The following is a 14,075-nucleotide window of genomic DNA, read 5'->3' on the forward strand; positions in this document are numbered from 1 at the left end:
ATGTTTTTAAAAAACTATTTTACTTTATTCCTTTTGGGAATAGCACTTACAGGCTGTTCAGAGCAACAAGCCCGTAAACCTATTTCACAATCTACAGGAACTTTTATGAAAGAATCTATCAAGAGAAATAAAAAATTGGTAGCTAATGAAGAAGATTTAATTAAAAAAGAAATTAAAAAAGATACAGCACACGCCTATATTGCCTCTGAAAAAGGATATTGGTACACTTACGAAACCTTAGGAGAAGGCAAAACAGCTCCTGTTAGAGGAGATATTGCTTATTTTGATTATGAAATTACAGATTTGTATGGAAATGTAATTTATTCAAAAGAAGAATTAAAACCACAAACCTACTACGTAGACAAAGAAAATATCATGATTGGTTTAAGACACGGTATTAAACTGATGCACAAAGGCGATAAAGTGAAATTCTACTTTACTTCGCATTTAGCGTATGGCTATCATGGTGACAACGATAAAATTGGCACTAACCAACCGATAATTTGTATTGTAAGTTTAACAGATATTAAAAAAGACGAATCACAACCTTAACATTATGCGTAACTTAATTAAAATTACTAGTTTATTTACAGTAATAAGTATGTTGTTCAGTAGCTGTAAATCAGACACAAAAGAAACCAATCTTTCTGATGGAATTTATGCTGTGATTGAAACCTCTAAAGGTGACATTACAGCCCGATTAGAGTATGAAAAAACACCTTACACAGTAGCCAACTTCATTACCTTAGCAGAAGGAAAAAATGAATTTGTGGAGTCTAAATTCAAAGGTATTCATTATTATGACGGACTTACCTTTCACCGCGTGGAAATGAATCCACCCGTAATACAAGGAGGAGATCCTAATGGTAACGGGAGTGGTGGCCCAGGGTATAAATTTAAAGACGAATTTCACCCAAGTTTAAAACATTCAAAAATTGGGATGTTATCAATGGCAAATGCGGGACCTAACACAAATGGTTCACAATTTTTTATTTCGTTAGATGAAATTCCTTATTTAGATGGTGCACACAGCGTTTTTGGCGAAGTAGTGGAAGGATTAGATGTTTTACCAACCATTACGGTAGGTGATGAAATTATAGCTGTAAATATCATTCGAAAAGGAACAAAAGCAAAGAAATTTGATGCCGTAAAAACATTTAATAAGTACTTTAAAAAAGAACAAGAAGCCCAAAAAGAAATAGAACAACAAGTAGCCGAAATTAAAACTAAAAAAGCGGCCTTGTTCCAAGATGTACAAAAAACAGGGACTAAAACCAAATCAGGTTTAATCTATAAAATAATTCAAAAAGGTACAGCCAAAAAACCCGTATATGGCAATGAAGTATTCGTTAATTATGCAGGATTTTTTGAAGATGGCAGGCTATTTGATACTAATATTGAAGGTGTTGCCTCACAATTTGGTAAACTAGACCCAAGACGAGCGGCTCAAAAAGGATATGCGCCTATGGCAGTATTAATAGGAGACCAAACAGCTATGATTCCTGGCTTTATTGAAGCTATAGAAGTATTAAAGTTTGGTGAAAAGATGGTTGCCATTATCCCAAGCCACATAGGGTATGGTAAAAGCGGTGCAGGAGAAATACCGCCAAACACCACCCTTTATTTTGAAATTGAATTAATAAACAAGTAAATCTCACGTCATATGAACTTAAAAAATTTATTTTTAACCTTAGTAACTGTAGGTATCGCATTTGGACAAACCAAAAAACCTGCCCCTGCTCCACTTCCTTATACAAAAGTACCGGGATTGTATGCAGAACTTCATACCAACAAAGGTAAAATTGCACTGCAATTAGAATACACAAAAACACCTGTAACCGTTGCAAATTTTGTAAGTTTAGCGGAAGGTAAAAACCCTTTTGTTGCAAACGAATTAAAAGGAAAACCGTATTATAACGGACTTAAGTTTCACCGCGTTATTCCTAACTTTATGATTCAAGGAGGTGACCCAAAAGGCGATGGCTCTGGCGGACCAGGATACAGCTTCAAAGATGAGTTTGACCCTAGTTTAAAACACGACAAACCAGGAATTTTATCTATGGCAAATGCAGGACCAAAAACCAATGGTTCACAATTTTTTATTACCCATAAAGACACCCCTTGGTTAGACAACAAACACAGTGTATTTGGCCATGTTGTAGAAGGACAAAAAATCGTTGATGCTATTGCACAAAATGATATTATTGAAAAAGTAGTCATTGTAAGAGTAGGTAAAGAAGCTAAAGCGTTTGATGCTGCAAAAACCTTTTCAGACTACTATAATGCAAAAGCAGAAGAAGATAAAAAAGAAGCTGCTGCCAAAGAAGCTTTAAAAGCACAAGCCTTAAAAGAATTTGAAAACGCAGCTACAACACCAAGTGGCTTAAAATACATTGTGCTAAAAGAAGGAACAGGTGCTATGCCTTTGGCTACAAGCAATGTAAAAGTACATTACACAGGCATGCTACTTGACGGTAAAGTATTTGACAGCAGTGTGCAACGTGGCGAACCAATTGATTTCCTTTTAAACCAAGTGATTAAAGGCTGGACAGAAGGTGTACAATTAATGAAAGAAGGTGCAAAATACAAATTTTATATCCCATCAAATTTAGCCTATGGCGAAAGAGGCGCTGGTGGTGTTATTCCTCCAAATGCCGATTTAATTTTTGAAGTTGAACTATTAAAAATTAACCAATAAGCCTAAAAAACACATTATACATGCCTGTTTCATTTTTTGGAGCAGGCTTTTTTAGTGCTATACAAAACCTGTCCCGCTGTACGCAGTACTCGGTACTTCGCTCCCATCGGGGCTAGAATACACGTATCGTTTTCATAACACTTTTTTTTATTTGAAAATGAGACAATGTGCCAATTTGAAAATTCCTAATTCCTAATTCCTAAATTTAAAACTTTTCACATTCAACCATCAACATTCAGACTTTAGATTTTTTTTACTTTTTACTTTCTCCCATAACCCATAATCCATCACCTTACTGTCAAAATTTTCTTGTATTTATAAAAAATATAATTAAATTTGTGTTAGAGCAGAGACAACTTAACTAAATTCTCCTTCGGAGAACTTCGTCAAGCCGCCTCTGCGTTAGCCGTCAGTTTACCGCAACCGCAAAAAAACAACGAAATAAAGACTATTAATGAAACTTAAAATCATAATTTCCTTTTTATTTATTTTATCAAATCAACTTTTTTTTGGACAAAATAAAGTTGTTGATAGCTGTGATTTAAATTCTAAAAATATTCAATGGAAAGCTTCTTTTGAAAATGAAGCAACATTAGAATTAAAATTGAAACTAATTCGTGAAAAAATTATTTCTGATTCAATTTACAGAGAATACAAACCAAAAATAATTACAAAATGTACTCCGACATTATATTCTGAATCAATTGACAGAAATGGAAACAATTGTGGCGTGAAAATACTTTTTGTCTTGAAATATATAAAAAAGAAATCTATAATTTTAGACTTAAACAAAAATCCTGAATACTTATTAATTGTAGAAAAACTAAATGGAGTTTATATCAATAAAATTTATTCGATTTTTGATAATAGTGCTCAAGTTTTATATGGAATTTATGGAAAGTCAGGCGTTGTAATTTTAACAACTGAAAATAGACAACTCGCAAAAGAGATTAAAAAACTTATAAATAAAACAGAAAAAGAAAAGAAATAATAAAATCGAACGGCTAACACAAGTTTTGTTAGCGGTCATGCTGGAAAAACCCTTTTAATTTGACACTTAAAACAATTTAGTTTTGATGAAAAAAATTTCATTTACGAAAATATCATTTTACTTTTCGATAGCAATTTTAAGCTGTTTCGTTTTAATGTTTTTACTAATAACTATTTTCCCTTCACCGGCAGTTTGCGAAGGATTAGCAGATTTGTTCACAATCGTTGGCGGAATTATAGGAGTATTGGGTTTTTCATTTGCAATTGCAGGTATCAAAGAACCAAATTCAATAAAGAAGTGGATTGGAATAATTGTTAACGCAATCATGGCATTTGTTTTAATACAATATTTACTGATTAGTAACGCCATCAGCTAACAACGATTTGCTTCAATGGCTACTTTCGGATTTTCCGTAGGAAAATCCGCTGCTGAATGGAATGTTTTGTTATATTTGTAATGGTTTGGTGTTGGTGAAACACCACTTCATAAAGCCAAAAAGATTATTCACTTCTAATTAAAATCATGAAAAAATTAAGTTTCTTATTCTTATTTGTTTTTTTAATTACAGCTAATCAAAAGTTACAATCTCAAAATTTAGAAAATGAATTTAAATTATCGAGTTCAGAGTTTCAAATATTATCATTTGATAAAAATTGGAATTGGATTTTTGAAAACGGAACACCAACATCTATCGATAATAATGAGCTAATTAAAATAGAGAATATTCTAAACGATATTGTGAAAGAACATAATAAGAAAGAAAGATTGGTGTTAAACGAACACAATAAAAAATTTCCAAATAATTTCAAGAAACAAACAGGTTACGAAATCAGTTTAGAAAATAAAATGCGACAATATGTACCAATTTTAAATGAAAAAGGAGAAAAAGAAATTTGGATAAATTTTTTTTGTGATAAACCAAGAAATGATGAATGGAAAACTTTTCCTAGACAAGTTAAAGATGGAGGAAATTGTTATTTTAGTGTGAAAATAAATCTAACTCAAAATACATTTAAAGAATTAATTATTAATGACTATTCCTAATCTAGTCGATATACAACAGCCGTAACTATTGCACAATCACCTTTTTTCTTTAAATCCTTATATCCTTTTAAACAAATAACCAAATCATATTGATTAAACAAAACTTAGGATCAAAACCCCAAATAAGTTGTAAGATAATGACAGCTGTGGTTATGATAATTGGTTTTTTATATTTTATTACAATTTCCTTCATTTCAGTTCGTTTTTAGTTGAGAAAAAACATAATACATTTCAGAAGCAATCTGTAAACTGCGTTCCGCGTATTTTTCGTTCATGAGTTCGGTACCGTCAAAGGCTTTTGGGTCATCGTATTTGATGGGAAAACGGGCCTCAGCACCAAAAACCATAGGACAACCTTTATCGGCATTGTTACATGTCATGATAGCTGCAAAATTCTTTTTCGGGTTAAAATCATCAAAATAAACTTTTGAAAAACAGATGATGGGATGTTGGTTCGCAGCAAATTTTATCGCGTAAACTGGATTTTGCTCTTCGCTTACCTTCTGAATTTCAAAACCTTGATTGAATAATATTTCAGCTACTTTTGGAAATAGTGCTGTTGCTTCGGTTCCACCAGAATAACAAAAAACATTCTTAATTCCAAAATGAAATGCCATTGTTTGTGCCCAAATTTGTGCCAAATGACTTCTTCGTGAATTGTGCGTACAAATGAAATTTAATCGGATTTCTTCGCTTAAATTGATTTTGTTTTGAATGTAGTCAATCAATGGAAGTAACACTTCTTTGCGTGATTCTGAAATTGAAATTTCTGAAATAAATTTGATGGTTATTGACAACTTTTCAAGCATTTTTAACTCATATTAATAATAAAATTTAACAACAGCTTGTATTAGGAGAACAACAAGGGGTTTCTTTTGGTTTCCACTCGCCCGTTACTGGTTCCATTTTATCAGCTGGAATTCCACAATGATCTTGTGCCAAACAAGTAGTTTGCTTTGAAGTTAAATAAAAAATCCCATTTTGGAATTCAATACCAAATTTACCAATCGTTTGAGTATCTTGATACTCTACTTCCAATTCAAAATCAGCATTCTCAAATAATTTTTCAGAAGCACGAATGATTTTATGTACTTTTTCAGATGTTAATCGGTGTTCTAGATCGCCTGCAAACCAGACTTGAAATGTGATTACTTTTTCCTCACGCACTACATTCCCGCAATCAATAATTTTTTTGGTCAACAAACCCATTTCGGTAATATGAAAATGAGGCGGTACAAAAGTGCCATTAGGCAACTGAATTGTAAATTCTTGAACCGAATTGATACTTGTTATAAATTGAGATAGTTTCATATATGTAAAAGTTAATTTGTTAGCGGTCATATATGTTATGCTTCGCCAGTTCGACTTCGTCTCGAGTCGCCTTTTATTTATTGGTATTTGCTTACGCAAACTAGTTGTTTATGGCGATTTCATTTTTTTAGGTAATTAAATTAGTGAGAGTGTTAACAACATTTGTTTTTGAGCTTATGGCGAATTATTCCAAAGTGATTTTCTATTTTATCAATCGTTTCTAGATTAATGCAATAGCAAATAGATTTTCCTTCAATAGTTCCCTGAATAATGTTGGCATTTTTTAATTCTTTCAAATGTTGAGAAATAGTTGGTTGTGCTAACGGCAACTCATTCACAATATCGCCACAAATACAAGTATCAACCTTAACTAAATATTGAATAATAGCTATTCGAGCAGGGTGTGCGAGTGCTTTAAACATTTGAGCCAATTCATTTTGCTCGTCAGTAAAAAAATCTGATTTGGTGATTCCCATGTTTTATATTTTAATATTGCAATATTACGATAATAAGTTAAATAAAAAAACGATTTATATAAAAATGTTTTTAATACCATTTACGTTTTTTGAAATAAATAACCATGGCTATTAAAAGCAACGTCATCAAGCTCATAATGATGAAATAGCCGTATTTCCAATGGAGTTCGGGCATATTGTCAAAATTCATTCCATATACACCAACGATAAAAGTCAATGGCATAAAAAACACAGAAACCACCGTTAGCGTTTTCATGACTTCATTCATTTTATGGCTTTGCATCGAAAAATAGAAGTTTGAAGCTGCATCTAGGGCATACAAATCGCCCTCAATTTGATCTAATAATTCTAAACATTTTTGATGTAAACGGGCAAAAAAGGTATAATTTTCAGAGGCAATGGCATTAAACACATCGTCATCTTTCATACTTTTAATCGAATATAACGAATCGCGCAGGGGCACAATAGAACGCTTTAAAAAATTTAAATTGTCTCTATGTGTTTCAATATCTTCTAAAATATTTTTTGTGGAAGTTGTTTTGGCTAAATCAATAATCTTATCAATTTTATGTTCTTCATTTTCTATCGTGATGAAAAAGTTTTCCATAACAGCATCAAGTAATAAATACAATAGATAATCTGCTTTTCTTGTACGTACGATTCCCGAACTTTGTCTTAATCGTTCTCGAATGTGTACAAAAAAGCTGCTTGGCTTTTCTTGAAATGAAAACAACATGCCGTCTCTCAATATAAAACTAACTTGTTCTACATCAATTGAATTAGTATTATTTATTGGCAATAAAGATTTGATCGTAAAAAATAACGAATGCGGATATTCGTCTATTTTAGAACGTTTTAAAATATTTAAAATGTCACTTAAAATAAAATCATCAATATTAAACTTCTGTCCAATTTCTTTAATCAGTGTAATATCTGCCAAACCATGAACATTGAACCAATTGGTTTTAGATTGATCTAAATATTTATCAATTTGACTTAACTTAATATCGTGGTATTCGGCAAGTGTATGCGCATCATAAACAAATAATTGCATAGCCGATTTTTCATCTTTATGCTTTCCTGTATATTCCACTAATGACGGAAGGACTTTTCTTCCTTTTTTATAGATTAATTTTCGCACTTCGTCTAAAATAGTTACTTTTATGCTTTACAAATATAACGAAAAAGACGACATGGCAATTCGTCTTAATGTTGTTGTATCAAAATTTTTATCATGCAAACACTCATCATCAATATCAAGCAACTACTTCAAGTACGAGAATCGGGTATTTCAAAAGTTTCTGGGGCTGAAATGGCAGTGCTTCCACACATCGAAAATGCTTTTTTACTTATCAAAGACGACAAAATAAGCGCTTATGGAAAAATGGAAGATTGCCCTAAAGAAACGAATTGCACTGTTATTGATGCTTCAGGTAAAATTGTATTACCCTCGTTTTGTGACAGCCATACCCATATTGTGTATGCAGGGAATCGAAGCGGTGAATTTGTAGACCGAATTAACGGATTATCCTATGAAGAAATTGCCGCTCGAGGTGGTGGTATTTTAAATTCGGCTAAAAAACTAAATGAAACTTCTGAAGAGGAAATCTATGAGCAATCAAAAAAACGTTTAGAAGAAGTAATGTTGCAAGGTACAGGTGCCGTAGAAATAAAATCAGGGTATGGTTTAACTGTCGAAGGCGAATTGAAAATGTTGCGCGTAATTAAAAGATTAAAAGAAAACTATCCCATAGCAATTAAGGCTACCTTTTTAGGTGCACATGCTTTTCCCAAGGAATATAAAGAAAATCATGAAGCCTACATTGATTTAATTTGCAACGACATGCTTCCTAAAATTGCAAAAGAAAATTTAGCTGATTACATTGATGCCTTTTTAGAAACAGGTTATTTCAGTGTAGCAGAAACCATTAAAATTATGGAAGCGGGAAAGAAATATGGATTAAAACCTAAAATTCATGTCAATCAATTTACAGCTATTGGCGGAATTAAAGCTTGTGTGAATCAGAGCGCTTTAAGTGTTGATCATCTTGAACTTGTTACAGATGAAGATATTGAAGCATTACAAGATAGCGATTGTATGCCAGTTGCACTTCCTAGCTGTTCTTATTTTATTAGCATTCCTTATACACCCGCCCGACAATTACTTAATGCTGGCTTACCTTTAGCTTTAGCTTCTGATTTTAATCCAGGAACCAGCCCAACTGGAAATATGCATTTTGTAGTAGCAACTGCTTGTATTAAAATGAAAATGACTCCTGAAGAAGCTATCAGTGCAGCAACGATTAACGGTGCTTATGCCATGGGATTGAACGATACTCACGGTAGCATTACAGTAGGTAAAAAAGCGAACTTTATCATCACAAAACCGTTGCATAGTTTTTATGAAATACCGTATTGCTTTGCCACAAATTTGATTGACAGTGTATGGGTTAATGGGGAACAATTTAACCGCTAAGTTCGTAAAGTATACAAAAACATAGCTAACCTTACGTAATCTTTGCCTCTTTGCGGTAAAAACAAAATCAAAAATCAGCTTCTACTAAAAATTCTATTTGTTTTCCAGTTATAGGATGGGCAAACTGAATCCACTCGGCATGAAGATGCAACCGATTTGCTTTTGTGCCATATAAATCATCACCCACAATAGGAATGTTTAATCCAGAAGCATGTGAAGCATGAACACGCAATTGATGGGTACGTCCAGTAATGGGGTAAAAATGAATGCGCGTTTGTTTATTTTTTATAGAAAGCACTTCAAAATGCGTTTGTGCGTGTTTACCGTGTTCGTAACAAACCAATTGTCGGGGTCTGTCGTCTAAATCTACTCTAAGCGGTAAATCAATAGTTCCTTTTGGTTGTTTTACAATACCATCAAGCAAGGCTACATATCTTTTTTTAATCGTTCGGTCAATAAATTGACGTTGTAATTTTACATACGTTTCTTCATCTTTAGCTACCAACATAATACCCGAAGTAGACATATCTAATCGATGTACAATTAAGGGTCCTGTAGCATCTGGATGGCTGTCTCTTATCCTTTGATATACAGAATCAGCTATTGTTTTTCCTGGTACTGATAAAAATTCTGCTGGCTTATTTATGATAAGTAATGCGTCATCTTCATACACAATTTCAAGTTGCTTACCCGCTGCAGGATTTTCCATTAATGGATTAGCTTCTAATGCTAAGCCTTTTAGCATGTGCCCCATTAAAATAGGTTCGCACTTACTTTTACAAGAAGGATAAAATTGTTTATGTTTTCTTATTTCAGATTTTGGCGATTGCCCCCACCAAAACTCAGCCATCGATATGGGTTTCAAATCATGTTGAAAAGCATAATGCAACAATTTTGGTGCGGCACACTCCCCTGCTCCAGCGGGCGGATTATCATTAAAAATTCCACCTAAGCTTTTTGTCTCTTTATTTTTATTTAAAAAAGCATATTCGGCAAACAATAAGTGTTGTAAAGCCGCTGACTTTTGTTTTCTTAGCTCTTTTAATTTGTTGATTTCATTGACAAATTGCTCATACTTGTTTTTCAATTCTTGTAAACGATAGTCCCAGTATTTTGTCATGTTTTTCAACAAGACTTTTTCTTTAATGCTTTCATTACTCCAACTTACTTGCATGATATGAAACAAAAGTGGCTGTGCCAACCTATCAAATAGTGCTCTATTTTCATCACGTGTTTTTTTCTGTTGTTGAATTTTTTGTTTTTGCTCATCTATACAAATAGTAGCCAAATTTGTTTCTCTTTCAAATTTCTTTTTACACAGCAAAAAATTAGGGTCTTGTTCTAACGTTTCAATTTGTAAATTAATTGCACTAATTATTTCTTCTTCTTTTTTAAAGAATCCTTTTTCGTCTAACATATCAAATACCGTAGGAACAAAATAAGGCAAATGATTTGATGCTGCTAATTTTCCAGAAAAAGCCCATAAATAGCCTATTTCTCCTTCTTTATTTTGGCACACCAAAACACCAAACATTTTACCTATTACCAAGCCTTTTTGCTCTTCAACTAAGCCAAAATTATGTTCGAAATCAGTTTGTGTTTCTAAAAAGTCTTGCAGTGCTTTTGAGGCAATCAAACTTAGTTCATGAGGTTGATAATAAAAGGGAAAGGTAAATTTTTCGGGTAATGAAATTCCTGAAATATCCGTTTTAAAAGGTTGGAAAAGTGGTGGCATCTGCATGGCGCAAAATTAACCATTATATATGAGAATAAAAAAATCCGTTTACTTTTCAGCAAACGGATTTCTATAATTAGTAAAGATGTCAAATTATTTCTTCAAATGTGTATCAAAATAATCAGCAATTTTAGCATACATATGAATTCTATCTTTTCCACTTACATTGTGCTCGTGATTTGGGTACAAGAAATAATCTACTTGTTTACCTGCTTTAATACATGCTTCAATAAAATTCATACTATTTTGCTGTACCACAACAGGGTCTTGCGCACCGTGAATAACCAATAAACGACCTTTTAAATTTTTAGCTTTATCGATTAAAGAAGCCTTCGCATATCCTTCAGGGTTTTCTTGTGGTGTATCCATATAACGTTCTCCATACATGATTTCATAATATTTCCAATCAATTACTGGTCCGCCAGCAACACCTACCTTAAACGTATCTGCTTGACTTGTCATTAAAGTAGTTGACATGAAGCCGCCAAAACTCCAACCAAAAACACCTATTTTATCAGTATCTACAAACGTTTTAGATTTTAAAAACTTAATACCTTCCATTTGGTCTGCCATTTCATTTACTCCTAATTGTCTATGATTTACTTCACAGAATTTTTTACCACGAGCATCACTTCCTCTGTTATCCATTGTAAACACAATGTAACCTTGCTGAGCCATATATAAATCGAAATAACCCGCACCAGACAACCATCTGTTTGTTACTAATTGGGCATGAGACCCGCCATATAAATATACCATCACAGGATATTTTTTTGTGGCGTCAAAATTTGATGGATAAATAATTCTTCCATTTAAAGGTGTTTTTCCATCTGCAGAAGTCAATGTAACTAATTCAATTTTTGGCAAGTCAATTTTTCCAACAAAAGGATTTTCAGCCTTTACTAAGGTCGTATTAACCATTTTATTTTTGATATTCAAAATTGAAATTTCATTTGGCGTAGTAGCATTGCTATATTGGTCTAAAACCATTGTTCCGTCTGAGGATACAGAAGAATTATGTATTCCAGATACCGAAGTCAATTGTATTGATTTCCCCGATTTTAGATCTACTTGATACAATTGTCTGTCTAAACCATTGTTAGCTGTTCCTATGTAATTTAGTTTAGTATTTGTAGCTTCAAATCCTAGTACATTGGTAACTACTACGTCTTTAAACCCTAAATTTTTAAGCAATTTACCCTCTGTAGTGTATAGATACATTTGGTTATACCCATAAAAATCGGTTTGGTAAATAAATTGTGTTGGATTGTTTGGCACAAACATTAATGCATGCTGAGGTTCTACCCATGTTGTAGCTTTTTCTTCAAACAACGTTTTTACAAATGCACCTGTTTGCGCATCATATTTATTTAATTTTAAATGATTTTGCTCTCTATTTAAAACCCCAACGTAAATAAATTTACCTGAAGGATCCCAAGTAACCATTGTTAAATATTGCTCTTTAGACTCACCTGTTTGAAGCGTTACTTTTTTACCAGAAGCTATATCATAAATAACAAGCGTTACGTGTTCGCTTGTCATTCCCGCCATAGGATACTTACCATTTTTATTTATTGCCTCGCGCTCATTCCAATTAATTATTGGATAATCACCTACCATTGTTTCATCTTTACGATAATACGCTAATTTTGAGCCTGTTTCATTCCACCACATGCCGCTATGAATCCCAAACTCTTGACGGTGTACGTAGTCAGAACCATTTACGATAGCTTTATTTTCATCATTAGTAACTTCTATAACTTTTCCTTGTGCTAAAGAAATTCTAATGTTATTATCTTTTAGCCAAGCTACTTGATTGTTTTTAGTATATTTTGCCTGACTACCTTCAGCTGGATAACTGATAACGTTAGTTATTTGCTTAAGGGCAACATCAAAAGAAATTTTATAATTAGAAGTTTTACCCGAAATTTCTGTTTCAAAAATCGTATTTGTTATCCAAGAAATTGTAGTGGGAAACGTGCGTAATGAAAATTCATCTGTTGGAAATTTTGATTTTAAAGCAGTTTCTAATTCTGATTTTGTTAAAAGCACAGATTCTTTCCACGCATTTGAAGCGTTTTTTTCAATTAAATTAGAATAATCTGAACTTATGTATGTAATAGCCTTACTATCTTTTTTCCATTGATGTGCAATTAAAGTTGTAGGTGCATATTTTCTTGGTCCCATAACCGTTTCATCTATGGTGAACTTCTGAGCAAAAGCAAAACTTCCTACTAGAAGCAAGCTCCAAACATATTTTTTCATAGTTTAATTATATTTGTTAATCTATATTAGAATTAAAAAGTACATTTTTGTTACAAAAAAATCCGATTCATTTTGGAATCGGATTTTAAATTAGTGCTATTTTATTTTATAAAATTTTTGCGAAATTTTCCTTCATTAGAAATAAATTCTATATGATAATAACCTGCATTAAAATCAGATAAATCAATTGATAATTTTGGGGCTATAAATTGTTTAATAACTTGTCCTAAAGAGTTGTATATGATAATTTTATCAATACATACCCATTTATTAAATGAAAAATTTAATTCGTTTTTTACTGGATTCGGAAACAAAGTAACTTCATCATTTGCAAAGCTATCTGAACTTAAATTGCAATCTGAATTTGTACTAAATTGAACATTATTTTGTGGAGGTCCCGAAAAAAAACCCATATTTTCATTATCGTCTAAACAAACCATTTGTAAAGCAGGGCAACCTAAAAACATAACACAAGTATAATCACTTCCAGGAAATGGAAAAACAAGACACATATTTAACACATTATTTCTTAAATTGATGAATTGTAAATTTGGATTGTTACTAAAATTGCCTTGCACAAAACCCGTTGTACTCAAATCCAAGGATTGTATAAGATTGTAAGAGCAATTAACTTCGGTTAAACTTGGTAAATTGTTTAAAGTCAAATTAATAATTTGATTTGAATTACACAATAAAGATGTTAGTGTATTATTGTTTTGAAAGCTTAACGTTGTTAAATTATTGCTACTACAATTCAGTTTTTGAAGATTTGTAAAATTTTCAATGCCATTTAAACTATTTATATTTTGATTAAAAACTAAAAGTCTGATGACATTTTGTGCTTCCATTAATTCAATTTCATTATCATTATTTACGTCCGCATCTGCTTCACCAATACTATTATTATCATTATCTACACAATTGGTGTTAACTAAAGCATTTTTGAAATTAGTATCTGAAAATGTAATGATTTGAGCATTTACAAAAGAGGTGGCAAGGATTAAAAGAAAAATGTATTTTTTCATAGTAAATATGTTTTAATCAAATTTATAAAAAAATCCGACTTATTTCTAAATCGG

General features: G+C 32.2%; 14 protein-coding genes. 6 read left to right on the forward strand and 8 right to left on the reverse strand.

Translation table 11 applies throughout. The features are described 5' to 3' along the window. The 4 genes from gldI to RF683_RS06750 all read left to right on the forward strand — a co-directional run bounded on the left by gldI (position 1) and on the right by RF683_RS06750 (position 3,689). Entirely contained in the window at positions 1-552 is a 552-nt protein-coding gene (gene gldI, locus RF683_RS06735) for a gliding motility-associated peptidyl-prolyl isomerase GldI (protein ID WP_309531571.1), read from the forward strand. A gap of 4 nt (positions 553-556) precedes the next feature. Then, positions 557-1,651 carry a peptidylprolyl isomerase gene (locus RF683_RS06740; RefSeq protein WP_309531572.1) on the forward strand — a complete coding sequence of 365 codons (1,095 nt, stop codon included), beginning with the start codon at positions 557-559 and terminating at the stop codon, positions 1,649-1,651. A 12-nt stretch (positions 1,652-1,663) separates the two neighbouring features. After that, a complete protein-coding gene (locus tag RF683_RS06745; RefSeq protein WP_309531573.1) occupies positions 1,664-2,698 on the forward strand; it encodes a peptidylprolyl isomerase in 1,035 nt (344 codons plus the stop codon). Between the two features lie 454 nt (positions 2,699-3,152). Then, positions 3,153-3,689, forward strand: coding sequence for a hypothetical protein (locus tag RF683_RS06750; RefSeq protein ID WP_309531574.1), 537 nt, complete (start codon positions 3,153-3,155; stop codon positions 3,687-3,689). A gap of 117 nt (positions 3,690-3,806) precedes the next feature. Here the strand turns inward: RF683_RS06750 and RF683_RS06755 are convergent, their stop codons facing one another. Next, positions 3,807-4,058, reverse strand: a complete 252-nt coding sequence (locus RF683_RS06755; protein WP_309531575.1) for a hypothetical protein — start codon at positions 4,056-4,058, stop codon at positions 3,807-3,809. A gap of 153 nt (positions 4,059-4,211) precedes the next feature. Here RF683_RS06755 and RF683_RS06760 point away from each other — a divergent pair, with 153 nt between their 5' ends. After that, a complete protein-coding gene (locus RF683_RS06760) occupies positions 4,212-4,733 on the forward strand; it encodes a hypothetical protein (RefSeq protein WP_309531576.1) in 522 nt (173 codons plus the stop codon). 194 nt (positions 4,734-4,927) lie between these two features. On the opposite strand, the gene RF683_RS06765 is transcribed toward RF683_RS06760, so the two are convergent. From RF683_RS06765 to corA, 4 genes are all read right to left on the reverse strand, one after another. Continuing rightward, positions 4,928-5,542 carry an arsenate-mycothiol transferase ArsC gene (locus tag RF683_RS06765; protein WP_309531577.1) on the reverse strand — a complete coding sequence of 205 codons (615 nt, stop codon included), beginning with the start codon at positions 5,540-5,542 and terminating at the stop codon, positions 4,928-4,930. A 25-nt stretch (positions 5,543-5,567) separates the two neighbouring features. Next, on the reverse strand, positions 5,568-6,044 hold the full coding sequence (locus tag RF683_RS06770) for a DUF6428 family protein (protein ID WP_309531578.1): 477 nt from the start codon (positions 6,042-6,044) through the stop codon (positions 5,568-5,570). Between the two features lie 152 nt (positions 6,045-6,196). Continuing rightward, entirely contained in the window at positions 6,197-6,520 is a 324-nt protein-coding gene (locus tag RF683_RS06775) for an ArsR/SmtB family transcription factor (RefSeq protein ID WP_309531579.1), read from the reverse strand. Between the two features lie 70 nt (positions 6,521-6,590). After that, a complete protein-coding gene (gene corA, locus RF683_RS06780) occupies positions 6,591-7,661 on the reverse strand; it encodes a magnesium/cobalt transporter CorA (protein ID WP_309531580.1) in 1,071 nt (356 codons plus the stop codon). A gap of 93 nt (positions 7,662-7,754) precedes the next feature. Here corA and hutI point away from each other — a divergent pair, with 93 nt between their 5' ends. Beyond that, the gene (gene hutI / locus RF683_RS06785) at positions 7,755-8,996 is read left to right on the forward strand and encodes an imidazolonepropionase (protein ID WP_309531581.1); all 1,242 of its coding nucleotides are present in this window, start codon (positions 7,755-7,757) and stop codon (positions 8,994-8,996) included. 67 nt (positions 8,997-9,063) lie between these two features. Here hutI and RF683_RS06790 read toward each other — a convergent pair whose 3' ends face one another. From RF683_RS06790 to RF683_RS06800, 3 genes are all read right to left on the reverse strand, one after another. Beyond that, on the reverse strand, positions 9,064-10,737 hold the full coding sequence (locus RF683_RS06790; RefSeq protein WP_309531582.1) for an RluA family pseudouridine synthase: 1,674 nt from the start codon (positions 10,735-10,737) through the stop codon (positions 9,064-9,066). Between the two features lie 87 nt (positions 10,738-10,824). Further along, positions 10,825-12,996 (reverse strand): S9 family peptidase, encoded by a 2,172-nt coding sequence (locus RF683_RS06795; protein WP_309531583.1) that lies wholly within the window; start codon positions 12,994-12,996, stop codon positions 10,825-10,827. Between the two features lie 101 nt (positions 12,997-13,097). After that, positions 13,098-14,021, reverse strand: coding sequence for a T9SS type A sorting domain-containing protein (locus tag RF683_RS06800; RefSeq protein WP_309531584.1), 924 nt, complete (start codon positions 14,019-14,021; stop codon positions 13,098-13,100). Positions 14,022-14,075: the final 54 nt, after the last annotated feature.

The organism is Flavobacterium sp. 20NA77.7 (assembly GCF_031326205.1).
Taxonomy (GTDB): Bacteria; Bacteroidota; Bacteroidia; order Flavobacteriales; family Flavobacteriaceae; genus Flavobacterium; species Flavobacterium nakdongensis.